Raw genomic sequence first — 24,296 nt, forward strand, 5'->3', positions numbered from 1 at the left:
GCGGAATTCCTGTGCGTACTAAGCACCTTCGGAATAGATATTCAACCGGGTCCGGCCGGACGCCGTTTCCCGCCGCCTTCCGTGAAAAGCGATCCGGTGGTCGGCATCCTTCCCGGTTACCGGTCAGTTGGCCTCGTGCCACTGGAGCCGGGTGTAGAGCGTGGCGAGGGCCTCCACCTGGACGCGCAGGGCCCAGGGGCTGATCGGTTTGATCAGGAAGCCCGCCGCTCCCAGGCGGAAGGCGCGCTCGACCAGCTCGTCGCTGCGCCCGACCCCGGTGATCAGAATGACGGGAAGCCGCCGCGTCTGGTCGAGGCGGCGCAGGTAGTCGAGCACGTCCAGGCCGCCGAGGCCGGGCATCAGCAGGTCCAGGAGCACCACGGCGACGTTCTCGCGCAGCACGGTGCGCAGGGCCTGTTCCCCGCTGGTGACGCGCAGGACACGGCACCCCAAGGGCATGAGCACCTGCTCCATGGCGAAGAGGTTGTCCGCGTGGTCGTCGACGACCAGCACCCCGTACGGCTCGCGCGGGGTGCGGCCGGAGCCGTCGGGCGCGGGGCACGGGGCGGCGAAGGGGTCCGTGATCGGGGTGTGGCGCGTGGACGGCAGCCTCATGAGCGGCCTTCTCCAGGTGAGGGCGACGAGAGTGGAGCGACGCGGAAGCGGCCGCTGCCTGACCGCCTTCCAGGCCGTCACCCTAGCGTCACCGGCGGTCGCGCACGGTCCGTTCCACAGCTCGTCTCACGATCGGAGGATCGGCACGGGGTCTGACGTCGTCGTGCGGCGCGAGGGGAGGTGCTTCGCGTACGGGGGCCGAGCGCGCCCCGCCGTTGACACACCGCGCCGTCGACGTGCTGCCTCGCGGCGACCGCGGAAGCGTCCGCGAGGCCCGGCGGGGCGCCATCCCCCGTTCCAGTCCCACGTTCCAGGCGGTTTACGTCTCAGCTGGTCAGAAGGTGTTTTCGTGTTCCAGTGTCCCCAACTGCCCGGCATTCGTGGCGGCGGGGGCAGGTCACCGCGCATGCTCGGACCTGCTCGTCCGAGGGATCACCGCGTCCCGCGTCGAGGCCATCAGTGCGTGCGGAGCGGGCCGGGTCCCGGCGCCGCGGCACGGCAGAGCAGCAATGACATGAGGAGTTCTCCAGATGCTTCGCAAGCGTTCACGTCTGATCGCCGCGCCGGTCGCGGCCGTCGCCCTGACCCTGACGGTCGCCGGTTACCAGGCCAGTGCGGCCGGGTCGGCGGGCCCGGGCGGCGCGGAACGGTCCGGCGAGGCCGCGCGGGCGGCGGCCGCGTGTCTGTCCGGCACCACGACGCTGCTCGGCGACCTCGACGGCGACGGCCGCAAGGACAAGATCAGCAACCCCGGTCACACCGGGGCCAAGATGACCGTCCAGTGGGGCAAGGCGGACGGCACGTTCACCGCCAAGCAGACCGTCAGCAAGCTCGTCGGCGCGCGCACCGGAGAGGTCGCGACCGCCGCGGTCGCCGACTTCCAGAACGACGGCAAGCTGGACGTCGTCGTCAACATCGTCAAGCCGGCCGGGGGCGACGACCCCGCGACGCCGCGCGTCGCGGACTACCGTCCCGGCCCCCTCAAGCGCGCCAACCTGAGCTCCGCCCACACCCGCAAGCTGGACCTCGGCCGGTCCGGCGAGGCCAAGCAGATCCGGATCGCCAACTACGGCGACGACGCGTACCCGGACCTCGCGATCCTCAACAACGCCGGTGACGGGGTCCTCGAGCGCAACGTGCGCCTGACGAAGGCCAGCAGCGGCCCCGGGGCGTTCAACGCCGAGCACGAGCGGAAGTACGGCGACTGGGGCACCCCGGCCGAGCCGCCCACCATGCCGACCAGCGGCTGGAAGCACTTCTACAAGCCCTGCTCCTGACCCCCACCGGGCACGTTCAGCCGCGCGTCGCCGCAGTCGCAGAAGTGAGGAACCCCGCTTGTCCAGCCCGCCCCCGGCCCCCGGCGCCCCCGCGGCCCCCGCGACCCCCGCTCCGAAGACCAACCGGGTGCGGATCTCCGTCACCGCCCCCGATCCGATCAGCCGCGAAGGAGTCCTCAGCCAGCTGCGCCGGTACCCGGAGGTCGACCTGTGCGAGGACTCGGGGCCCGCCACGGTCGCCCTGCTCATCGAGGACACCCTCGACGAGGACGCCCTCGCCCGGCTCAGACGGAGCGTGCGCGGCGAGGGCGCGCGCGCCGTGCTGGTCGTGGGCACGGTCCGCGAGCACGAGCTCCTGGACGTCATCGAGTGCGGTGTCAGGGCGATCGTCTGGCGTCGTGAGGCCACCGCGCGCCGCCTGGTGCAGGCCGTCCTGACCACCGCCAAGGGCGGCGGCGATCTGCCCGCCGACCTGTTAGGCCGCCTCATCGGCCAAGTGGGGCGGCTGCAGCGGGGAGGCGCCGACCAGCCGGGGGCCTCCCTCGGTCTCACCCAGCGCGAGGTGGACGTCATGCGCCTTGTCGCCGAGGGCTTCGACACCTCGGCGATCGCCACGAAGCTGTCGTACTCCGAACGCACCGTCAAGAACGTGATGCACGGCCTCACCACACGGCTGCACCTGCGCAACCGGGCGCACGCCGTGGCCTACGCGCTCCGTGAGGGCTACATCTGACCGGACGGGCGGCGCGGGCCGCCCCTTGGGGCAGCGGCGCTGCCCCGCCGTCGTCCCCGCCGTGCCTGCGCGGCGCGGGGCGCGGGGAGCACGATCGGTGGCCGAGCCGAGAAGAGTCGGCGCGAGGTGAGCCGGTAGGGTCCGGCGGCGGGCGGGAGCGCGAGCGTGATTCATGAGGTGGACGAGGTCCTCAAGGGCCTCATCGGCGGCGGGACGCTGGCCGGTTCCGGCATCGACGTCTCCTTCGACGTGCCCACCCGCGACTGGGCGGCCCGCCGCAACGCGCCCGTGGTCAACGTCTACTTGTACGACGTCCGGGAGGACGCCGCCCGGCGCCAGCGCGGCCGGGCGCCGCTGCGGGACGACCGGGACGTCGTCGTGCGCCACCGCAGGCCCCCGCGCTGGTTCCGCCTCTCCTACCTGGTGACGGCGTGGACGAAGACGCCGCAGGACGAGCACCGGCTGCTGTCCGCGGTCCTGGCGACGCTGCTCCCCCACGAGCTGGTCCCCGCCGGGGAGCTGCCGGGAGCGCTCGGCCGCCTCGGGCTCGCGGTGCCGGTGACGGTGGGGGTGCTCCCGGCGGAGGACCGCTCCCTCGCCGACCTGTGGTCCGCCCTGGGCGGCGAGCTCAAGCCGTCGCTTGACGTCACGGTGACGGTGCCGTTCCCGGCGTACCCCGACTACGACGCGGGGCCCCCGGTCACGGCGGGCGCGGTGGTGCGGGTGCGCGGCGTGGACGGCGGCCCGCCCCGGTCCGGGGAGCGCGCCCACCGGCCCCACCACCTGGAGGCGGCCCGCGCCGCGCACGAGCGGGAGGCGGCCCGCCGCACGGAGCGGCCGTGAACGCCTCGTCCCTGGACGCCGTCGCATCGCCCGCCCACGCGCGGCCCGCCGGCTCCCCCGCCCGCACGCGGCCCGTCGCCTCCGGTGCCCCGGACCCGGCCCGCTTCCTGCTCGAACGCCTCGACGGGCTGCGGCAGTCGGTCACGGCCCTCGTCGAGCACCGCTCCGCCGAGGACGCCACCGCGCGCGACCCGCTGCGCGGCCTGTACGTGTCCGAGGAGGCGGTCAGCCGGCTCCTGGGCGCCTGGCGGACGGCGGCACCCAACGGGGACGTCCCCCTGGACGGGCCGACAGTGCGGCCCGGCGACCCCGACGACTCCAGTGACCCTGGCGACCCCGACGACCTCCTGGCCCGCGCGGCCGTCCGCCTCGGCCTTACCGAGCTGGACGCCGCCGTGCTGCTCATCGCCCTCGCGCCCGACCTCGACCGCGCCTTCGAGCCGCTCTACGGCTACCTCAACGACGACGTGAGCCGCCGCCGCGCCACCGTGGGTCTCGCCCTCGACCTGTGCGGGGTGCCCGCGCGTCTGCCTGGGGCCCGCGCGCGCTTCCATCCGTCGGCGCCGCTGCGCGCCCGGGGCCTGCTGGCCGTGGAGGACGCCGAACGGCCGCTCCTGACGCGCTCGTTGAGCGTTCCCGACCGGGTCACCGCCCATCTGCTGGGCGACGACACGCCGGACGCCGTGCTCCTCGGGCGGCTGCGCCCGCTGCCGGACGCCCTGGCCTCGGCGGAGCGCGACGAGGTGTTCGTCCGTCGGCTCGCCGACCGGCTCGGCGCCGGGCCGCTCGCCGTGTATCTGCGGGAGCACCGCGAGGGCGACGCCCTGGCCACGCTCGCGGCCGCCCTCGGCGCGGCGGACATCGACGCGCTGTGCTACTCCGGCTCCGTGGACCACGTCCCCGAGTTGCTGCGGGAGGCGCGGCTGTGCGGGCGGGCGGTCGTGGTGTGCGGACTGCCGGAGCGGCCGGGGCCGATGGTGGCCGCGCTCGCCTCGGCCACGGATGTGACCGTGCTCCTTGCCGACCCCCGCCCGTACGACCCGCAGTGGTCCGCGCGGGACCCGCTGGTGCTCCAGGCGCCCCGGGGCGCGGCGGGGGGCACGGCCGCGTGGCGGGCCGCGCTCGGCCCGGACGCCGACGCGTTCGACCTGGCGGGCACCGTGGCCCCGTACCACCTCGGTGGTGAGCGCATCGCCCGTGCCGCGCGCGCGGCGGCGGCGCTCGCCGCCTTCGACGGGGCCCCGCTCACGGCCGCCCACGTCCGGCTCGCCGCGCGGCAGCAGTCGGCGTCGGGCCTCGAACGGCACGCCCGGCGGATCCGCCCCGCGGTGGACTGGGGCGATCTGGTCCTGCCCGAGGGGCCCCTGACCCAGCTGCGGGAGCTCGCCTTGCGCGCCCGCCACCGCGACCGGGTGCTCGGCGACTGGCGGCTCAGCGCGGGCGGCGGGCGCGGCCGGGGGGTCCTCGGGCTCTTCGCGGGCGAGTCGGGCACCGGCAAGACGCTGTCCGCGGAGGTGATCGCCGCCGACCTCGGCGTCGATCTGTACGTGGTCCAGCTGTCCTCGATCGTGGACAAGTACGTCGGTGAGACCGAGAAGAACCTCGAACGGATCTTCTCGGAGGCCGACCGCACGGACGCCGTGCTGCTCTTCGACGAGGCCGACGCGGTCTTCGGCAAGCGCTCGGAGGTCAAGGACTCCCACGACCGGTACGCCAACATGGAGAGCGCCTACCTGTTGCAGCGCCTGGAGTCCTTCGACGGCATCGCCCTGCTCACCACGAACCTGCGGGCCAACATCGACGACGCGTTCACGCGCCGTCTCGACCTGGTGGTCGACTTCCCCTTCCCCGACGCCGGGCAGCGCACGGCGCTGTGGCGGCACGGCCTGGCCCACGTGCCGCGCGCCGACGGCATCGACGTCGCCTCCCTGGCCCGGGAGTTCGACCTCGCGGGCGGTTCGATCCGCAGCGCGGTGGTCACCGCCGCCTACCTCGCCGCCGGGCGGGACGAGCCGCTCGCGGCGGGCGACCTGTGGGAGGGCGCCCGCCGCGAGTACCGCAAGGCGGGCCGCCTCGTGCCGGGCGAGGCGGCCTGGTGACCGCCCCGCCCCGCGGCGGCCTCAGACGGTGAGGCGGATGGCCTCCAGCTGGAGGTCGTCCTCCATCCGGGCGCCGGCGTAACGCCACTGGCCGGGCTCGGTGCACAGCTGCTCGATCCACCCCACGTCCTTCACGTAGGGGCGGAAGCACGTGGAGCCGTCGAAGACCTGGAGGGTGAGGCCCTGCATGGGGTGGTTCGACTCCTTGTCGCCGAGGTACAGGTCCCGCTCGTCCTCGGCCTTCTTCCACGCGTCGCCCTCGCGCCAGTGCTCGACGACGTAGGCGGCGGCCCCGTTGACGCCGCCGGTGCCGGACACCGCGATGTTGAGGGACCGGATCGGCTTGCCCTGGCCGACCGTTCCGGCCTCGGCCCCGTCGCAGACCGGCTTCTGCCAGCCCTCGTCCTGGACGTAGGCGCGGTAGCAGATGTGGCGGCCCTCGCTGCGCTCGGCGAGCTTGCGCACGGCGGTGGCCGCGGTCTGCGGGCACGGCTTCTTCTTGGGCTCCTCGTCCCCGCCGCCACCGCCACTGCCGCCACCGCCGCCGCCCGTGCCCTCGCCGTCCCGCGGCTCGTCCTCGTCGGGCTTGTCGGGGCCGTCTGAGCTGTCATCGGGCTTGTCGTCGGGTGCGGCGGACGGGCTGCTGATCGGGGCGGACGGGCTGGGCGGGGCGATGTTGCCCGCCGCCACGGGCTTCTCGCGGGCCGCGCTCTGCACCTGCGGCCGGTACGAGATCCAGATCATCACGAACGCGATGGCCACCGCGAGGAGCAGCCCGAAGCTGGTGGCCAGCCAGCCCGGCAGGATGCCGCGCTGCACGAAGGTCCCCGGCACCTCCATCGGCTCGGTGCCCGAGCGCCGCAGTGCCAGCGCGTACGGCTGCTCCTGCTTGGACCCGAACCAGGTGAGCTGCCGGGGCCGCAGCGTCACCTTCACGAACGCGGCCCGGCCAGGATCGATCTGCACGTTGCCCGGCTGGAGGTCGTACGAGAGGCGCTCCCCGGTGTCGGCGCCGCTGAGCGAGGCGGTGACCTTGGTGTTGCCGAGGTTGTCCACGGCGAGCCGCGGCCGCCCCCGGAACCGCCCCTTGACCGTGGGCGGCACGACTTCGGCGCGCACCTCGGTGAAGGGGGTGAGGGTGAGGTTGCCCTCGGGGACGACGACGGCGTCCGGGTGTTCGGTCGGCGTGACCCGCACCGCGTACGGGTGCGGGCCCGCGGTCGCGTCCGGGGTGCGCGGCGGGGCGAACGTCAGGTCCACCGTGCCGGTCGTGCCCGGGTAGAGCCGCAGGGTGCGCGGCTCCACCGTGGTCCAGGGGGCGAGGTCGCCGACCGGTTCGACGTGGTACTCGTCGACGATGTCACCGGTGTTGCGCACCCGCAGCCGCACCGTGGTGCTGTCTCCGGGGTCGACGGTCGCGGAAGCGGGTTCCAAAGAGGTCCATAGGCTCACGCCCCGACGCTAGGAAGAGTCATGAGCCTCCGTCAGCAAGCCGCGGGGCAGACCTGGTTGCCCTCGGGGACGCCGCCCGCTGCCCCGTGACCGGCACTCGTGGCCGTTTCGGCGGCGGGGGCGTGCCCGCCAGGGTGAGGGGGTCCCGTCTCGTACCCGAGGAGAGCAGAGCATGCCGTCCTATCTGTCGCCCGGCGTCTACGTCGAGGAGGTGGCCAGCGGTTCGCGCCCGATCGAGGGGGTGGGCACCTCCGTGGCGGCCTTCGTCGGGCTCGCGCCGACCGGGCCGCTGAACGAGCCGACGCTGGTGACGAACTGGACCCAGTACGTCGCCTCCTTCGGCGACTTCACCGACGGGCACTACCTCGCCCACTCGGTGTACGGCTTCTTCAACAACGGCGGTTCCGCCGCGTACGTCGTACGGGTCGGCGGCTCGGCCGGGGCCGTCGACGGCGACGGCGGGGCCCGCGCCGAGGTGACCGGCGCTCCGGCCCCGGCGGCCCTGCCCGCGGCCGAGCCGCGGCAGCTCGGCGCGTTCTGGGTGGCGGCCCTGGCGCGGGGCGCGCACGGCCCGCTGGCCGTCGAGGTCGCCGACCCCGAGGGCGAGGGCCCCGCGGAGCGCTTCAGGCTGATCGTGAGGGACGGCGACAAGCCCGTCGAGACGTTCGACGTCAGCGCCAAGAAGGGCAACCGCTCCTATGTCGTCACCCAGGTCAAGGAGCGCTCCAAGCTCATCACCGTGACGGAGGCGGCGGCCGCCGCGCAGCTCGTCCGCCCGGAGAACCAGACCGTCACCCTGGCGGCGCCGCCCGCCCCGGCCCCGGCGCCCGCCCCCGTGGAGCGGGACGCGACGGCGCACCCCGGGCCCGCCCAGTACCTCGGCGACTCCGCGGACCGTACCGGCTTCGGCGGTCTGGAGGCCATCGACGAGATCTCCATGGTCGCCGTGCCCGACCTCATGGCGGCCTACCAGCGCGGGACGATCGACCTGGAGGCCGTGAAGGCCGTGCAGCTCGGGCTCATCGCCCACTGCGAGCTGATGGGCGACCGGGTCGCGGTCATCGACCCGCCGCCCAGCCTGAATGCCCGTCAGATACGGGTGTGGCGGCAGGAGACGGCGGGCTACGACTCCAAGTACGCGGCCCTGTACTACCCCTGGCTGAAGTCCTTCGACCCGGCCACGGGCCAGACCCGGATGATGCCGCCGAGCGGCCACGTGGCGGGCGTCTGGGCCCGCAACGACTCCGAGCGCGGGGTGCACAAGGCGCCCGCCAACGAGGTCGTGCGCGGCGCCGTCGACCTGGAGCTGCAGATCACCCGGGGCGAGCAGGACCTGCTCAACCCCATCGGCGTCAACTGCATCCGCTCCTTCCCCGGCCGCGGCATCCGCGTCTGGGGCGCGCGCACCCTGTCCTCCGACCCCGAGTGGCGCTATCTGAACATCCGCCGCTACTTCAACTACCTGGAGGAGTCGATCCTCATCGGCACCCAGTGGGTGGTGTTCGAGCCGAACGACCACGCGCTGTGGGCCCGCATCCGCCGCAATATCTCGGCGTTCCTGGTCAACGAGTGGCGCGCGGGCGCGCTGTTCGGCCAGCGGCCCGAGGAGGCGTACTACGTCAAGTGCGACGAGGAGACCAACCCGCCGGAGTCGGTCGACGTCGGCCGGGTGGTGTGCGAGATCGGTGTCGCCCCGGTCAAGCCCGCCGAGTTCGTGATCTTCCGCTTGTCCCAGTTCTCCAGCGGCAGCGGGGAGTTGGAGGAGTAGACCGCCCGTCGGCACCCCTGGCACCCCCCCGGCACCCGCGTCCCACCGTCACGAAGCCTAGAAGGACAGCGAACCCATGAGTCTCATGCAGGGCGACTCCCTCACCTCGCACAATTTCGGTCTGCAGATCGACGGTGTGATGGTCGAGTACCTCTCGGAGGTCAGCGGCCTCAGCATCGAGCAGGACGTCATCGTCAGTCAGCAGAACACCGCGCAAGGCAAGATAGACATCAATCTGCTGCCCGGCGTGCAGAAGAACGGGCAGTGCACCGTGGTGCGCGGCATGACCCAGTCCGCCTCGTTCACCCAGTGGATCAACGATTCCATCAACGGGCGCATGAGCACGGCCCGCAAGAACGCCTCCATCATCATGATGGACTACGAGGACAACCCGGTGAAGCGCTACAACCTGCGCAACGCCTGGTGCAGCAAGATCGACGCCAGCACGCTGAAGGCGGGCGAGGCGTCCGCGCTCAGCGAGACCGTGACGATCGTCTTCGAAGAACTGGTCATCGAGTAATGCGGCGCACGGCTGCCGGTGCGCAGGGCCGGGGCTCGGCCGCCGCGCCACCCGACTCCCAGACGGCGGCGGCGGAAGCGGCGTCCTCCCGTGCGCCCTCCGCCGCCGCCCCGGCCGACGCGACGCCCCGCGACCTGCGCACCGAGTTCCCCTTCCAACTGCCGCGCGGCTACGTCGACGAGGCGGGGACCGTGCACCGCGACGGCGTGATGCGCCTGTCGACGGCGCGGGACGAGCTGGTTCCGCTGCGCGACGTCCGGGTCCAGGAGAACCCCGCCTATCTGTCGGTGGTGCTCCTCGGCCGGGTCATCACCCGCCTGGGCACGCTTGCGATGGTGCACGACGGGACGGTGGAGAGCATGTTCGCCTCCGACCTCGCGTTCCTCCAGGACTTCTACCGTCAGATCAACGCCGAGGGCCACACCCGCGCCGCGGTGGAGTGCCCGCACTGCTCCGAGCCGTTCGAGGTCGAACTCGGCGGGAGCCGCCTGGGGGAATCGTGACGTACGCGACCGACCGACTGCACGAGGAGATCGCGTACGTCGCCTACCACTTCCACTGGGACCTGGAGTCGATCCTGGACCTCGAACACCACGACCGCCGACGCTACGCGGACCAGATCGCGTCCTTCGTGACGCGCGCCGGTACGGAGGGCTGAGCGGTGGGGTTCTGGGACCGGCTGCGGGGCGGGCGCGGGCGCGAGCGCGGCGGCGTTGACGGGGGCAGGGCGGCGGGGCCGCCGAGCGGTGGGGCATCTGGTGCCGAGGGGGCCGGGGCCGGGAGGCGGCGGACCGGGGGCGCCGCCTGGTCGGCGCTGGCGCCGGTTCAGCGCTCCGTGGCCGACGGCGGGACCGGGGTCGCGGACGCCGCGTTCGGCGGGCGCCTGCCGACCTGGCAGGACCCCTCCTTCGCGCGGGCCGCGTCCCGCACCAGGGTCCTGGACGGCGCCACCGGCGGCCTGCTCTCCGCGACGGCACTCACCGGCCCGGGCCGCCCGGTCACCGGCCTCGAACGGTCTTCCGCGTACGTGGCGTTCTGGACGCCTGTGTCGCCGGAACCGGCGGGGTCGGAGGTGCCGGGGGTGCCGGTGGCGTCGTTGCGGGAGGTGGCGGGGGTAGGGGGGACGTCGTTCGTGGCGCCTGGGATGTCGTCGTCTGGGATGCCGTCGCCTGGGATGCCGTCGCCTGGGATGCCGTCGCCTGGGATGCCGTCGCCTGGGATGCCGTCGCCTGGGATGCCGTCGCCTGGGATGTCTGGGGTGCGTGCTTCCTCTAGGGAGAGTGCCGCTTCTGGGGTGGTGGGGACTGTGGAGGGGGCGGGTTCCTTTGGGGGGCCTGCGCTTGACAAGTCGTCTGTGTCGTCCGTGCCTTCTGCGGCGTCCGTGCCGGTCGCGGCGCCCACGTCGGCTGTGTCTTCCCGGTCTTCCCAGTCGTCCCGGCCGTCCCGGCCGTCCCGGCCGTCGTTGACCGCCGCTGCGGGCGCGTTGGGACCCGGTGCTCCGGGTGGTTCTGGCGGCCCAGGTGAGACCCATCGGTTCATGGGGGCCGACGGAGCCTCGGGGCCGGGCGGAACCGCCGGGCGTACCGCGGCCGTGGGTCCCGGCACCCGGCCGGGGCCCACGGTTTCCGCGACGCCGCTCACGGGAGCGGCTGCGCCAGCCGTGCGGGGTCGTGTCGCGCGGAGCCCTGTCGTGGGCGGCGCGGCCGTGCCCGGTGCTGCGGGTCCCGGCCCTGTCGTGCCCGGTGTTGCCACGCCCGGTGTTGCCTCGCCCAGCGCCGTCGCACCGAGTGCCGTCGCATCGAGTCCTGTCGCGCCGACCACCCGGAAGGCGCGCCCCTCGTCCGACGGGCAGCGCGCGGCATCCGCAGCCGCGCCGACCCGTGCGGTCGCGGGCCCGGCCTCCCCGGTCGAGTCGTCCGGCGGATCTCCCGTCGGGCCAGCGTCCGCGCTCCCTGGAGACGTGACGAATACCAACGGCACGGCCCCGTCGTCGTCTTCGGCGCCCGCCGTGGTCCCGGCCCCGGCTCGCGGTGTCCGTGTGGTCTCCGCGCCCGCTGCCGCCACCCGGCCCCGGCCTCTGACCAAGGCGCCGGTCGTGTCGACGGCGGTGCAGCGACGCGTCCTGCCCGTCGCGCGCCGGGAGTCGACGCCCCCGCAGGCAGTGAGCGACGGTCCGCGTGAGGAGGCCGTGTCGGCCGACGGTGACCGAGGGCGACGCGAAGGCTCACCGGTGCGGCCCGACAGCGATACGGCCACCGAGCCGCGTACGGGAGCGTCGTCCGGACCGCAGGGCGCGTCCGCGGCCGTCGGCGACGGGGCGCGTAGCGCGAGCGACCGGACGCGTCCGGCCCGTCACTCCTCGTCCGTCGACAGTCAGCGGCCGGTGCAGCGGGCCGTGCGTCCCGCACAGGGCGACGCCGCCAGGACCCCGTCTCCCGGGCCGGTCGGCGAGCTCGGCGGCCAGGCGGGAGCGTCGGGCGTACGCAAGGGAGGGGGCCCCGGAGCGCCTAGCCCCACCGCAGGTACCCCCGTACCGCCCGTACGAACGGAGGGACTTGCCCCGCTGCCCCCTCACACGAACCCAGCCCCAATCCCGACACCGGCACCGACCCAAACCCCGGCCAGCTCCCACGCGCCCAAGGCATCAGACGCACCACGCACCCCCACGACCGGGCCGAGGACCCCGCGAACCACACCGGCAGCACCGGCAGCACCCGCCGCTCCCGTAGGTCCCGGCCCCCACAAACCTCCCGTCCAGCGGCAGCCCGCCGCACCCCCCTCTGGAGGCACACCGCCCACCCAGCCGCAAGGCACCGGCCCCCGCGCCCCGTCCGCATCGAATCCACCCACCGCCCCGACAGCCCCAGCAGCACCAACAGCCCCACACACACCCGTACGCCCGCCCGCCAGCGAGCCCTCAACCGAAGGAACAGCAACGCCCCCCGCACCGCCGGTCACACGCCCCATTGGCCCGGCGAACACACCAACTCCCTTACAGGGCGCGGCGAAGGACACACGCGACCCCGCCCCCACGGAAGCGCCTGTGCTCGCCGCCCCCACCAACACGGCCCCTGCCGCATCCCCCCGGCCCCCGGTCCAGCGCAGCGTTACGCACCAGGCACCCCGTAAGGCACCCCGTTCCGGCCTCGGCGCCCCCGTCGCGTCCGTTCCCGTGTCACCGGCGCCCGGGCGCACGAACGCTCCCGGCGCTTCCGCTGCCCCGGTGTCACCGCAGCCCTCAAGTCGGCCACCCGCGCCCGCGCCGGGCGGCCGTCAGGTTCAGCGTGCCGTGGCGCCCGCTGCCGCTCCCGAGCGCGAACGACGTACCCCGCTCGGAGCGCCGGTCACCGCCGCGCCGCACGCCAGCGCGCCGCCGGTCGTGGCGCCCCAGGTGGCCGCGCCGCTCACCGGCGCCCCCGCGCCGCCCACCAGCGGGGGCACCGTCGCGCCGACGCCCCCGCGCCGCGCCCCGGTCCCGCCCGGCGCCAGCGTCTCCCGGACGCCCCTGCCCGTGGCGAACCTCGTCTCGCCGCTGGCCCCGGCTCGGCCCGCGACCACCGGTGTCGGTGAGCCCGCGGTGCGGCGGAACCCGGTCCCGGCCGCCGCCGTCACCGGCCCGGAGCAGCGCGCGGAGGGCACCCGGAGTGACGCCGTCGAGGCCGGGGGCGGCGCTTCGGCCTCGGCGGGCGCGGCGGACGACCCGCTCCCCGCCTACACCCCGGTGCCCCCAGGCGCGTTCGACCCGAAGCAGCTCAGCGACTTCCAGGTCGACGCGCTGGTGCACCGGATGGTCGGCCGCATCACCCGGCTGATCCGCACCGAACTCCGTATGGACCGCGAACGGATCGGCAGGCTCCGCGACGACCGCCGCTGATCCGCCCCCGATCCCTTCGCCTCCCTTGGCCGCGCACCTCCTGGTGCGCCCCGGCAGCAACGACAGAAAGGCGCACGCGCGATGCCCCGCCAGGACCCGGGCTCCACTCTTTGGTTCAGCCTCTCCATCGACGGCGAGAGCCTCGGCTACTTCAACGGCTGCGAAGGCCTTTCGTCGCAGGTCGAGGTCGAGCGCCGGCACGAGGGCGGCAACAACGGCTTCGTGTGGCAACTGCCGTCCCGCGTCACGTTCTCCACTATCCGGCTGACCCGTCCGCTCACCCCGGACACCTCGAAGGTCGCCAAGTGGATCTCCTCCGTGCAGACCGGGATCAAGCGGCCCACCGCCGAGATCACGGCGCTGCGCGCGGACGGTTCGGAGGTGGCCCGCTGGGGCCTCATCGACGTGCTGCCGGTCAGCTGGCAGGGCCCCCGGCTCGACCCCGGCAGCCCGGCCGTCGCCACGGAGGTCCTGGAGATCACTCACCACGGGTTCACGGACTGAGGGCCGGAGAAAGGAGCGGGACATGCCCAAGAGCAAGGGCGCGGGCAAGAGCCTCGTACGGGCCAGCCTCGCCGTCCACGAGCCCCCCATCGGCATCAGCACCACGCCCGGGGGCCTGATCAGAACGTTCGAGTTCGACTTCAACCCGGCGCAGCTCACCATCGGCCGCCGCGCGACCTGGACGGTGACCCCGACCGCGAGCAACCGGGACGGCGCGCAGCCGGAGTTCATGGGGTCGCAGGCGCGTGAGATGAGCGTGGAGATCTTCCTGGACTCCTCCGACCAGCCGACGAGCAACTCGGTCATGAAGAAGGTCAAGACGCTGCTCGACTGCTGCGCGGTGACGGCCAGGAGCAAGGACGCCGACCAGCCGTCGCCGCCCTGGGTGGTCTTCCAGTGGGGGTCGTTCGGGACGGCCCGGTTCACCGCCTACGTCGGCTCCGTCGACGCCTCGTACACCCTCTTCGGCACGTCGGGCGTGCCCATCCGGGCCACCTGTCAGCTGCGCCTGTACGAGATCCCGAGCGAAGCGGACGGGCAGAACCCGACCTCCGGGGCGCTCACCGCGCGGCGCGTGCACCGGGTGGTCGCCGGTGACTCGCTGCAGTCGCTCGCCTGGCGCGAGTACGGCGACGCCACGGTGTGGCGGGTCATCGCCGAGGCCAACGGCATCGACGACCCGTCGACCGTCACGTCCGGGACCGAACTCGTGCTGCCCGCGGCTCAGGAGGTGGGCCGCTGATGGCCGACACGGCGTTCTCCAGCATCATGCGGGTGCGGTTCGGCGCGAAGGAACTCCCCGACGCATACGCCCAGATGCTCGTCGACGGCTGGGTCGACCAGGGCGCCGGGGTCCCGGCCGCGTTCCGGCTCACCTTCCGCGACCCGTACCGGCTGCTCCTCAAGGAGCTCAACGTCACGTTCGGCACCCCGGTGGTCCTCACGCCGGTGGCCGACGGGCAGGGCGCCGGTGACCCGCTCCTCACCGGTGAGGTCACGGCCCTGGAGGCCGACTACGACGGCACCGGGTCCTTCACCGTCATCCGCGGCTACGACCTCGGGCACCGCTTCCTGCGCCGGCGCCGCGTGGTCGCGTACACCAACGAGACCGCGTCCTCGATCGTGCGCACGCTGGCCGGGCTCGCGGGCGTGCCCGTCGGCACCATCGAGTCCTCCGGCGCGAGCTATGAGTTCATCAGCCAGGCCAACGTCACCGACTGGGACTTCATCGCCCGCCTCGCGGACGAGAACAAGATGGTGATGTCCCTCGACGCGAAGGGCGAGTTCAACTTCGTCTCGCCCAAGCCGTCCTCGGGCGCGCCCTCGCCGAAGAGCGAGCGCAATCCCCTGGTCCTCAAGTCCGGGAAGGACATCCTGCGCCTGCGCACGTCCGTGACCGCCGCCGACCAGGTGGCGGAGGTGGAGGTGCGCGGCTACGACGTGGCCACCGCGCGCGAGATCGTGGAGACGTCGAGCCGCGCCAACAACCCCGTCTTCTCCCTCGGCACGTCGCCGAGGAAGGCCGCGGGCGCGTTCAAGAAGACCAAGCTCGTCCAGACGTCCCAGCCCTACGACAAACGGCCGGAGGTCAAGCACGCCGCCGACGCCCTCTTCGACGACGTGTCCTCCTCGTTCTCCGAACTGGAGGTGATGGTCCACGGCAACCCCAAGCTGCGTCCCGGCGTGCCGGTGGCGCTCGCCGGGGTCGGCTGGCCCTTCCAGGGCAAGTACACGACGACCTCCGTGCGGCACGTGTTCGGCAACGGGCAGCGCTACGAGTCCTGGGTGACCGTCAGCGGACGCCAGTGGCGTTCCCTGTACGGGCTCACCTCGGGCGGCACCGAGAGCGCGGCGCGGCTGCCGGGCGTGGCCAACGCCGTCGTCACGGACGTCGACGTGAAGGGCGACCAGGCCCGCGTGAAGCTGAAGTTCCCCTGGCTCGACGACACCTACGTCAGCGACTGGACGCGCTGTGTGCAGCTCGGCGGGAAGCGCGGCGGCGGGATCTTCCCGCTGGACGTGGGCGACGAGGTCCTCGTCGGCTTCGACCGGGGCGCGCTCGACCACCCGTTCGTGATCGGCGGGCTCTACAACGGCAGGGACAGGCCGACCCGGAACAGCGCCCCGCTGTACTCCGGGGCCCGCAACCAGGCCAGCCGCCACACCCTCGCCGACCGCGCCGGCAACCGCGTCGACCTGCTCAGCCAGCGCGTGGGCAGCCACCGGGGCGTGCGGATCGCCACGGGCGACGACAGGCTGACCGTCAGCCTGGACCGCGCCAAGACCGAGATCACCGTGGACAGCAAGGGCTCGGTCACCATCAAGGGAAGCCGTGCGGTGTCCGTCCAGGCGGGCACGGACCTCACCCTGAGCGCCAAGCGCAACGTGACCATCCGGGGCGGCGGCATGGTCAGGATCCGGGCCGCGGGCGCCGTCAACGTGAACGCGCCCGCGGGGGCGTTCAGCGTCACCTCGGCCCTCTTCAACGTGAAGTCGGCGGGCGCGGTGAGCGTCAGCGCGGTGGGCGCGGCGAGTATCAACTCCGTCGGCCCCGCCTCGCTCACCTCGGCGGCCATGGCGAGCCTGACCGGCGCCAACCTCGCGTTGACCGGCGTCCTCAGGATCAACGGGAAGCCGGTGCCGTTCTGATGACCCGCCCGAACCCGTGCCGCGCGCGCGGCACAAGAGAGGGGTGACCCGTCGATGGCCGAACAATTCGTCGGCTCCGGCTGGGCGTTCCCGCTGCGCATCGGACCCACCGGCGGCATCGCCCTGGTCAGCGGGGAACGCGAGATCGAGGAGGCCATCCGGCTCGTCCTCGCGACCTCGCCCGGGGAGCGGCCGATGCGCCCGGAGTTCGGCTGCGCCATCCACGACCTGGTGTTCGCCCCGGTCAACGAGCAGACCGCGGGCCGCATCCAGCACGAGGTGCACCTGAGCCTGGACCGCTGGGAGCCGCGCGTGGAGGTCCAGGACGTGGAGGTCAGCGCGGGCACCGACCCGAGCGTGCTCTACATCGACGTCCGCTACGCGATCCGCGGCACCAACAACCCGCGCAGCCTCGTCTTCCCCTTCTACGTCATTCCCTCCCACGAGGAGCCGGGGGCCCCGGAGACGTCCGACGGCCCCGGCGGCTCCCCCGAAAGCGACCGCTGATGCCCCTGCACTCCCCCAACCTCGACGACCGCCGCTTCCAGCAGTTCGTCGACGACGCCAAGCGCTACATACAGCAGCGCGCCCCGGAGTGGACCGACCACAACGTCTCCGACCCCGGCGTCACGCTCGTGGAGACGGTCGCCCACATGGCCGACCAGATCGTCTACCGCCTCAACCGCGTGCCGGAGAAGAACCACCTGGCGTTCCTCGACCTGGTGGGCATCACGCTGTTCCCGCCGACGGCGGCGCGCACCGACGTCACGTTCTGGCTGTCCGCGCCCCGGGAGGAGACCGTGACGGTGCCGGTGGGCACCGAGGTGACCACCTTGCGCTCGGAGGCCGAGGACGCGGTGGTCTTCGCCGCCGAGCGGGAGCTGCGCGTCGTGCCCTGCGCGCTGTCGCACCTGGTGACGCAGCGCCGCGCCGAGCCCGTCGCCGACCGGACCGCCGACCTCGCCGAGGGCGAGGACGTGCTGGCCTTCACCGAGGCGCCGCGGCCCGGTGACTGCCTGCTGTTCGGCCTGACGTCGGCCGTGCCGCACTGCGCGGTCGCCCTCGAACTCGACAGCCGTGTCGACGGCGTGGGCGTCGACCCCCGGCAGCCGCCGCTCGTGTGGGAGGCGTGGACCGCGGACGGCTGGCAGCCGTGCGAGGTCCACCGCGACGGCACCGGCGGCCTCAACCGGCCCGGCGACGTCGTCCTGCACGTGCCCGGCGGCCACGTCCTGTCCCGCACCGCGGGCCACGAGGGCGGCTGGCTGCGCTGCCGCGTCACCGAGGCGCTTCCCGGCCAGCCCTTCTACACCACATCGCCGACGGTGCGCGCCGCGGAGGCCTGCACCATCGGCGGCACCACGCCCGTCGTGCACGCCGAGGCGGTGTACGACGAGGCCCTCGGCGAGGCCACCGGGCTGCCCGGACAGCGGCTGCGCCTCGCCCACGCGCCGGTCGTCGGCGACGACCCGCCGGTGCTCCTTCAGACCGCCGAGCACGACGGCTGGCGGGACTGGCGGGTGGTGCCGCACTTCGCCGAGTCCCGCCCGGACGACCGGCACATCACCCTCGACGCGGCCACCGGCGACATCGCCTTCGGCCCCGCGGTCCGCGAACCCGACGGCTCCCTGCGCCAGTACGGGCACGTCGCCCCCAAGGGCGCGGTCATCCGCGCCCGCCGCTACCGCACCGGCGGCGGCCGCTCCGGCAACGTGGCCCGCGGCGCGATCCGCGTCCTTCGCACCTCCATCCCGTACGTCACCGAGGTCGTGAACCCGGAGGCCGCGCGGGGCGGTGTCGACGGGGAGACCGTCGAGGAGGCCAAGCTGCGGGCGCCGATCACGCTCCGCGCCCAGGAGCGCGCCGTGACGCTGCGCGACTACGAGGAACTCGCCCGCCGCGCCGCCCCGGAGACCGCCCGCATCACCTGCCTGGTGGGCGCCCCGGACGAGCACGGGGCGTACGCGGTGCGCGTCCTGGTGGTGCCCCAGGCGGTGCCCGATCCGGGCGGGCGGCTGCGGTTCGAGCAGCTGGTACCCGGCGACGCACTGCTCGACCGCGTCACCCGCCACCTCGACGAGCGGCGCCTGATCGGCACCCGGCTCGCCGTGGGCCCGCCCCACTACCAGGGCGTCACCGTGGTGGCGACGGTCCACGCGTTCCGCGGCGTGGAGACCGACCGGGTGCGGCGCGCGGCGCACGACGCCCTGTACCGCCACCTCGATCCGCTCACCGGCGGCGCGGACGGCCGGGGCTGGCCCTTCGGCCGCCCGGTGCAGGCGGGCGAGGTCTTCGCCGTCCTGCAGCGGGTGCCCGGTGTGGAGCTGGTCGACGAGGTCGTCCTGCACCCGGCCGACCCGCTGACCGGCAAGCGCGGCGACCCCACCGACCGCATCGACCTGGGGCGGTCCGCCCTGGTGTTCTCCTTCGACCACCGCGTACGCGTGATCGGGGACGCCCCGTGACGCCCCCGGCGCACCGGCCGCGGCCCGCGCGTCCGACGCTCTCAGGAGGCCGCCGATGAGGGGTTCCGTCGACGGCCTCGGCTCCTCCTCACCCATCGGGGCGATGCTCCCGGCCGTCTTCGCCGACGACGATCTCGCCCAGCGCTTCGTCGGGGGTCTCGACGAGGTCCTGGCGCCGATCCTGAACGTCCTCGACTGCCTGGACTCCTACTTCGACCCGGCGCTTACCCCCGTCGACTTCGCCCAGTGGCTCGGCACCTGGGTCGGGGCGGAGCTCGACGGCACCGAGCCCGAGGCGCGGCTGCGCGCCGCCGTGGCGGCCGCCGCGCTGCTGCACCGCGTACGCGGCACCCGGCGCGGCCTCGCGGCGGCGGTCCGCCTTGCGTTCGGTGCCGAACCGGAAATCACGGAGAGCGGTGGCGCCGCGTGGAGCGCTCGCCCTCGCGGCCCCGTCCCCGGTGCCCCTCGCCCCCATCTCCACGTCGCCCTGCGGCTGCCGGAGCCGACCCCGGCGGACACCCACCGCCTGGACGTCCTCGTGGCCGCCGCCCGCCCCGCTCACATGCCCTACACCGTCACCGTGACGGCTGCCGAAAGGACCCTGGAGAGATGACCACGCAGAACTGCGCCGAGTGCGACTCCCGCGTGGAACCCGGTCAGTCGTTCTGCGACGCGTGCGGTGCGGTCCTCGGCTGGGACCGGGCGGGTGCGCGGGGGGCGGGGCCGATGGGGTCTGGTGGGGGTGGGGGTGCGGCTGCCGGTGGCGGTGCGGCTGCCGGTGCCGGTGCCGGTGCGGGTATGGCCTCCGGTGCGGCTGGCGGTGCCGGTGCGGGTACGGCCTCCGGTGCGGCTGGCGGTGCCGGTGCGGGTACGGCCTCCGGTGCCAGTGCCGATGTGGCCCCTGCCGGTACTGGCTCTGGCAGTGGCAGTGGGGCCGGTCCTAGTTTCGGGGCGGGGTCCGGAGCCGGGCCCTGGGCTGTGTCCGGTGCCGCGGCCGGTTCAGGTTCCGGCTCGGGCTCGGGCTCCGGCTCCGGCTCCGGCTCCGGCTGGGACGCCTTCTCCCGGCCCGGTGGCACGGCGGGCGCGGACCCGGCCCGCGCGGCCGTCCCGCACGCGGCCGTCCCGGACGCCAGGGGTGCGGCCCGCGCCACCGGTCCGGCGGCATCGCCCGCCTCCGGCCCGCCCGCCGCTCCCTCCGGCCTGCCTCAGCGCGGCCCGGTGACCGCGGCCCCGGGACACGCGCCGGGCCCCGGCGCCCCGGGCGCCCACGGCACGACCGCGGCAACCGGCACGCCCCAGCCCCCGCCCGGGGCCCCGCCCGGGTTCCCGGACCCGGCGGACACCGCCCCCACCGTCCCGACGCCCGCCGCCCCGCACGGCCCGGCCCCCGCCGACGACCTGTCCGACCGCGCCCGTTCGCTGGTCGTGCCCGTCTCCGATCCCGAGGCGAGGCCCTCCGCGCCCGTGCCGTCCGTGGCCCCGGTGCTGCCGGGGAGGCCCGACACCGAGCGGCCCCGGGTCCGCGTCCCCGGCCCGCCGCAGGGTCTTGGGCACGGTACGGCCTGCGCGTGGTGCGCCACGCCGAACCCTCCCGGCCGTCACTTCTGCGGCCGCTGCGCGATGCCGCTCGCCGGGAGCGGCGACACCGCGCCGGCGGCTCCCCTCCCCTGGTGGCGCCGCCTCTTCGGGCCCGGCCGCCACGAGACGCCCTGGGCGGGCGACCGGCCCCGCCTGCGCCGTGTCTTCGACCCCGGCACCTGGATCACCCTGGCCGTCGCCCTGACCCTGCTGGTCCTCGGCGTGGTGTACATCCCCGACGGGTACCAGGCCACGCGCGACCACTTCGCCAAGCGCGCCCCGGTCGAGCCGGACGAGATCCGTGCCTCGCGTTCCTACGCGGGCCACGGCCCGAAGCTGGCCTTCGACAAGCTGAACAACACCTGGTGGGGGCCGGGTGTCGCGGAGTCGGGCCAGGGCGAGTGGATCGAGGTGCGCTTCGCCAGGCCGACCCGGCTGCTCGACGTCATCGTGACGCCCGGCACGTCGACCCGCGCCGACAAGCTCGGCAAGTCGGCCCTGCCCCACCGCGTCAGGGCGACGGTCACCAAGAAGGACGGCACCACCGCGACCCGCGAACTCACCCTGGACCCGAGCGCGGGCGGCCAGCGCCGCGCCTTCCGCGTCGGCGAGGTCACCCGGGTCCGCTTCACCATCGAGTCGGCCCACGCCGCCTCGGCGAAGAAGCAGGTGGCCATCGCCGAACTCGAACTCTTCGGCCGCTCCGGCGGCGGCCGCACCTGACCGGCCCCGGGAGAGCCGGAGGCCCCGGACGATCCGACGGGCGGGGCGCGGAGCGCGCCCCGCCCCCACCGCGCCGCGCGGCCGTGGCACGGCCGCCACCCGAGCGGTGGGTGTCACCGCTCCCGCAGCAGCGCCAGTTCGGCCTCGATGGCTCCGCGCACCAGGTCGCGCGCGTGGTCGAGCCGCAGTCCGCCGCTCAGCCACCGCATGCTGAGTCCTTCGAGCAGGGCGGTGAGCCGTTCGCCCGCCGCGGCCAGGGCGGGCGCCGGGGCCGTCGGCCGCACCCGCCCGAGGAGGGCCGCCACCTCCTGCACCCACACGAGCGTGGCCCGGGCGAGGTCCTCCCGCAGCACCTCGTCGAAGACGGCGCTCGCCCGCAGCTCCCCCCAGGCGGAGCTGTTCTCCCTGACCTCCGGGGTGTCCTGGAACTCCAGGAGGAGCGTCTCCTCCAGTTCCGCGCGCGGCGTGAGCGGCTCGGCGTCCGCCGCGTGGTCGGTGGTGTAGCGCTCGGCCCGGTCGCTGATGAACTCCAGCGTGTGGCGCAGGATTCCGGTGCGGTCCTTGAAGTGGTAGTAGATCAGCCCGGTGGAGACGCCCGCTTCGGCCGCGAGCTCTTCGACGCGCAGGCCGCGGACGCCGCGACGAGCGATGAGCCGTGCGGCCGCTTCGAGGATCTGAGTAGTGCGAGGCGCCATGAGTCCGAACCCTACCCGGCCTCTTACGGCCCGATGATCTCAGCCGACCGCCCACGAAACACACCGGCACACTCCGTCCGGCCTTCGTGACGAGCCCTCGTGATCCTGACTAATTTTTCAGCACCACAGCGCAGCCCGCATGTGCGCGCAACAAGCGACATCTCCCCGCCAACCCCGCCACCACCCACGACAACGCCGCCCGTACCCCCACTCCCACCCTCACCTCTTTGACTGAATTTTCAGTTCGTGGGAGAGTCGAGGAAGCGAGCGGCTCCCTCCGCGTCGCCCCCCACTGGTGTCACGCCCGGTGTCACGCCCGTCCGGGCCGTGCTCGTCGCGCGCCCCGCCACGGCGGCGGATAGCTTGGCTCCACCACGATGATCGGAGTTCACCGTGTCCCCCTTCCTCCCTTCCCGCCGCTCGGCACTCCGCGTGATCACCGGAGTCGGAGCAGCCGTCCTCGGCGCTTCGGCCTGCGGATCCGGCGGCTCCGGCAGCGAGCGGACGCGGGCCGCGGGAACCGCCGGTGACACGGACACGGCGGCGGCCAAGGGGCTGCGCATGGGGGCCGAGTGGGAGAGCCACGCGCGCACGTTCATGTCGTGGCCCGCCCTGGACTCGGTGTGGGCGGAGGACCTCCCCTACGTACGCGAGGACATCGCACGCATCGCCCGCGCCATCGCGGAGTACGAGTACGTCGTGATGATGGCCAGGCCCGACCAGCGGGCCGCCGCCCAGAAGGCCTGCGGCCGCGACGTCGAGGTCATCCCGCTGGCCGTCGACGACCTGTGGGCCCGTGACACCGTGCCGGTCTTCGTGGAGCAGGACGGCGACGTCGTCGGCGTCGACTTCAACTTCAACGGGTGGGGCGACAAGCAGGAGCACACCAACGACGCCCGGGTGGGCGCCACTCTCCTGTCGAAGTACGACATCCCCCGCAGGAAGGCGCCCCTGGTCGCCGAGGGCGGCTCCTTCGAGACCGACGGCGAGGGCACCCTCCTCATCACCGAGAGCTCGATCGTCAACGACAACCGCAACCGCGGGAAGAGCCGGGACCAGATCGAGGCCGAGCTCAAGCGGACCCTCGGCATCGAGAAGGTCATCTGGCTGGCCGGAGTGCGCGGCGAGGACATCACCGACGCCCACGTCGACAGCCTCGTGCGCTTCACCGAGCCCGGCGTGGTGCTCCTGGACAGGGCGCACCCCGACACCCCCGCGGACTCCTGGTCGCGCGCGGCCGACCAGGCCAAGTCCGTGCTCAGCAAGGCGACCGACGCCAAGGGGCGCCCCTTCGAGATCGTCGACCTGCCGCAGCCCGACCTGTACGAGATCACCGGCGAGGGCGACGACTTCGTGTCGACGTACGCCAACTTCTACGTCGCCAACGACTCGGTGTTCCTGCCCGAGTTCGGGGACCGCAAGGCCGACAAGCGGGCCCGGAGCATCCTGCGGGAGCACTTCCCCCAGCGCGATGTCGTGCAGGTGCGGATCGACACCATCGCCTCGGGTGGCGGTGGCATCCACTGTTCCACGCACGACGAGCCCGGCAAGCCGGTCGACTGAGACCCGCCCGCCCCGAACGGCCGTGGCCATGACGCGACGACTCCCGGTGCCCCGTGGCAGCGCACTGCTCGCGGGTCTCGTCCTGCTGGCGGTGGCGGCGGCCGCGGCCGTCGGGGTCTGGATCCAGTTCGGCGAACGCCAGGACCTGGACACCCGTTACCGCGCGGGCGGTTCGGCGCCCGACCGGGTGGACATCGACGCCTCGGTGCAGCGGGTCGACGCCGCGGGCCGCGAGCTGGTCCTGCGCCTCCTCGTCACCCCGCGCGGAAGCCTGGCCGAGGCGGGCGGCGTCTCCCCCGCGGGGACACTGACGCTGCAGACCTCGTCCTCGGTCCGCGGCGACCTCACCTTCGCCGCCCACAGCCGGATCGCGACCGTGGACGTGCCCGTGTCGCTGACGGCGGGCTCGGTCACGGACTATCCGTTCGACGCCTATGACGCGGCGCTGGAGTTCGGTGCCGTCGTGGACGACGAGCCGATGCCCGTCCGCATGACGCTGTCCAACAGGGACGCGCTGTTCGCCGCCACGGTCGACGCGTACGAGGTGGACGGCGCCGCGGGGTTCGACGTCGGCCTCGCCCGCTCCACCAGCGTCCTCATCTTCGCGGTGTTCATGATGGCCGCGATGTGGGCGCTCGCGCTCGCCGTCCTCATCGGCGCCTGGTTCCTGCTCAGCCGGCGCAAGGGGCTGACCTGGCCCGCCCTCGGCTGGATGGCCGCCACGCTCTTCGCCCTCGCGGCGTTCCGCAACGCCGCTCCCGGGGCGCCGCCCGTCGGCTCGCTCCTCGACTACACGGCGTTCTTCTGGGCGGAGGCGGTCATCGCGGTCTGCATCATCGCCGTGGCCGTGGCGGGGATGCGCGCGGAGGACCCTCCGGCGCGGCGGAGCGCCGAGCGGCCGTCTCAGCGGACGCGGTCGTAGACCAGGGCGCTCTCTC

21 protein-coding genes are annotated in these 24,296 nt (G+C 73.9%); 18 read left to right on the forward strand and 3 right to left on the reverse strand.

Annotation, left to right across the window (positions count from 1 at the left end):
• Positions 1-123 precede the first annotated feature (123 nt).
• A complete protein-coding gene (locus AC07A4_RS21850; RefSeq protein WP_478601173.1) occupies positions 124-615 on the reverse strand; it encodes a response regulator in 492 nt (163 codons plus the stop codon).
• Positions 616-1,145: 530 nt separating this feature from the next.
• Here AC07A4_RS21850 and AC07A4_RS21855 point away from each other — a divergent pair.
• The 4 genes from AC07A4_RS21855 to AC07A4_RS21870 all read left to right on the forward strand — a co-directional run bounded on the left by AC07A4_RS21855 (position 1,146) and on the right by AC07A4_RS21870 (position 5,567).
• Positions 1,146-1,892: an FG-GAP repeat domain-containing protein gene (locus tag AC07A4_RS21855; RefSeq protein ID WP_478601175.1), complete on the forward strand. Its 747-nt coding sequence runs from the start codon at positions 1,146-1,148 to the stop codon at positions 1,890-1,892.
• A gap of 127 nt (positions 1,893-2,019) precedes the next feature.
• On the forward strand, positions 2,020-2,625 hold the full coding sequence (locus AC07A4_RS21860; RefSeq protein WP_478601681.1) for a helix-turn-helix transcriptional regulator: 606 nt from the start codon (positions 2,020-2,022) through the stop codon (positions 2,623-2,625).
• Positions 2,626-2,790: 165 nt separating this feature from the next.
• Positions 2,791-3,468, forward strand: a complete 678-nt coding sequence (locus tag AC07A4_RS21865; protein WP_478601177.1) for a Pvc16 family protein — start codon at positions 2,791-2,793, stop codon at positions 3,466-3,468.
• Positions 3,465-5,567: an ATP-binding protein gene (locus AC07A4_RS21870; protein ID WP_478601179.1), complete on the forward strand. Its 2,103-nt coding sequence runs from the start codon at positions 3,465-3,467 to the stop codon at positions 5,565-5,567. Before AC07A4_RS21865 ends, AC07A4_RS21870 begins: the two co-directional genes overlap by 4 nt.
• A gap of 21 nt (positions 5,568-5,588) precedes the next feature.
• On the opposite strand, the gene AC07A4_RS21875 is transcribed toward AC07A4_RS21870, so the two are convergent.
• A complete protein-coding gene (locus tag AC07A4_RS21875; RefSeq protein ID WP_478601181.1) occupies positions 5,589-7,019 on the reverse strand; it encodes a hydrolase in 1,431 nt (476 codons plus the stop codon).
• A gap of 172 nt (positions 7,020-7,191) precedes the next feature.
• Here AC07A4_RS21875 and AC07A4_RS21880 point away from each other — a divergent pair, with 172 nt between their 5' ends.
• From AC07A4_RS21880 to AC07A4_RS21935, 12 genes are all read left to right on the forward strand, one after another.
• The gene (locus AC07A4_RS21880; RefSeq protein WP_478601183.1) at positions 7,192-8,787 is read left to right on the forward strand and encodes a phage tail sheath subtilisin-like domain-containing protein; all 1,596 of its coding nucleotides are present in this window, start codon (positions 7,192-7,194) and stop codon (positions 8,785-8,787) included.
• A 76-nt stretch (positions 8,788-8,863) separates the two neighbouring features.
• Positions 8,864-9,307 (forward strand): phage tail protein, encoded by a 444-nt coding sequence (locus AC07A4_RS21885; protein ID WP_478601185.1) that lies wholly within the window; start codon positions 8,864-8,866, stop codon positions 9,305-9,307.
• Positions 9,307-9,810, forward strand: a complete 504-nt coding sequence (locus AC07A4_RS21890) for a hypothetical protein (protein ID WP_478601187.1) — start codon at positions 9,307-9,309, stop codon at positions 9,808-9,810. The genes AC07A4_RS21885 and AC07A4_RS21890 overlap by 1 nt, the downstream gene beginning before the upstream one ends.
• Positions 9,807-9,965: a DUF6760 family protein gene (locus tag AC07A4_RS21895; protein ID WP_478601189.1), complete on the forward strand. Its 159-nt coding sequence runs from the start codon at positions 9,807-9,809 to the stop codon at positions 9,963-9,965. Before AC07A4_RS21890 ends, AC07A4_RS21895 begins: the two co-directional genes overlap by 4 nt.
• A 2,631-nt stretch (positions 9,966-12,596) precedes the next feature.
• Positions 12,597-13,181: a hypothetical protein gene (locus AC07A4_RS21900; protein ID WP_478601191.1), complete on the forward strand. Its 585-nt coding sequence runs from the start codon at positions 12,597-12,599 to the stop codon at positions 13,179-13,181.
• Between the two features lie 81 nt (positions 13,182-13,262).
• Positions 13,263-13,685, forward strand: a complete 423-nt coding sequence (locus AC07A4_RS21905; protein ID WP_478601193.1) for a phage tail protein — start codon at positions 13,263-13,265, stop codon at positions 13,683-13,685.
• Between the two features lie 22 nt (positions 13,686-13,707).
• Positions 13,708-14,427 carry a CIS tube protein gene (locus tag AC07A4_RS21910; RefSeq protein ID WP_478601195.1) on the forward strand — a complete coding sequence of 240 codons (720 nt, stop codon included), beginning with the start codon at positions 13,708-13,710 and terminating at the stop codon, positions 14,425-14,427.
• The gene (locus tag AC07A4_RS21915; RefSeq protein WP_478601197.1) at positions 14,427-16,334 is read left to right on the forward strand and encodes a VgrG-related protein; all 1,908 of its coding nucleotides are present in this window, start codon (positions 14,427-14,429) and stop codon (positions 16,332-16,334) included. The genes AC07A4_RS21910 and AC07A4_RS21915 overlap by 1 nt, the downstream gene beginning before the upstream one ends.
• Positions 16,335-16,388: 54 nt before the next feature.
• A complete protein-coding gene (locus tag AC07A4_RS21920) occupies positions 16,389-16,841 on the forward strand; it encodes a GPW/gp25 family protein (protein WP_478601199.1) in 453 nt (150 codons plus the stop codon).
• Positions 16,841-18,799 (forward strand): putative baseplate assembly protein, encoded by a 1,959-nt coding sequence (locus AC07A4_RS21925; RefSeq protein WP_478601201.1) that lies wholly within the window; start codon positions 16,841-16,843, stop codon positions 18,797-18,799. The genes AC07A4_RS21920 and AC07A4_RS21925 overlap by 1 nt, the downstream gene beginning before the upstream one ends.
• Before the next feature lie 55 nt (positions 18,800-18,854).
• Positions 18,855-19,412 (forward strand): phage tail protein, encoded by a 558-nt coding sequence (locus tag AC07A4_RS21930; protein WP_478601203.1) that lies wholly within the window; start codon positions 18,855-18,857, stop codon positions 19,410-19,412.
• A 365-nt stretch (positions 19,413-19,777) separates the two neighbouring features.
• Positions 19,778-21,100, forward strand: coding sequence for an NADase-type glycan-binding domain-containing protein (locus AC07A4_RS21935; protein WP_478601205.1), 1,323 nt, complete (start codon positions 19,778-19,780; stop codon positions 21,098-21,100).
• A gap of 113 nt (positions 21,101-21,213) precedes the next feature.
• Here the strand turns inward: AC07A4_RS21935 and AC07A4_RS21940 are convergent, their stop codons facing one another.
• Positions 21,214-21,795: a TetR/AcrR family transcriptional regulator gene (locus tag AC07A4_RS21940; protein WP_478601207.1), complete on the reverse strand. Its 582-nt coding sequence runs from the start codon at positions 21,793-21,795 to the stop codon at positions 21,214-21,216.
• Between the two features lie 393 nt (positions 21,796-22,188).
• On the opposite strand from AC07A4_RS21940, the gene AC07A4_RS21945 reads away from it, so the two are divergent.
• Together AC07A4_RS21945 and AC07A4_RS21950 are read left to right on the forward strand one after the other, a co-directional pair.
• Entirely contained in the window at positions 22,189-23,358 is a 1,170-nt protein-coding gene (locus AC07A4_RS21945; protein ID WP_478601209.1) for an agmatine deiminase family protein, read from the forward strand.
• A gap of 28 nt (positions 23,359-23,386) precedes the next feature.
• Positions 23,387-24,280 carry a DUF4436 family protein gene (locus AC07A4_RS21950; protein WP_478601211.1) on the forward strand — a complete coding sequence of 298 codons (894 nt, stop codon included), beginning with the start codon at positions 23,387-23,389 and terminating at the stop codon, positions 24,278-24,280.
• Positions 24,281-24,296 lie beyond the last annotated feature (16 nt).

It is taken from the genome of Streptomyces sp. NPDC043996, assembly GCF_056435225.1.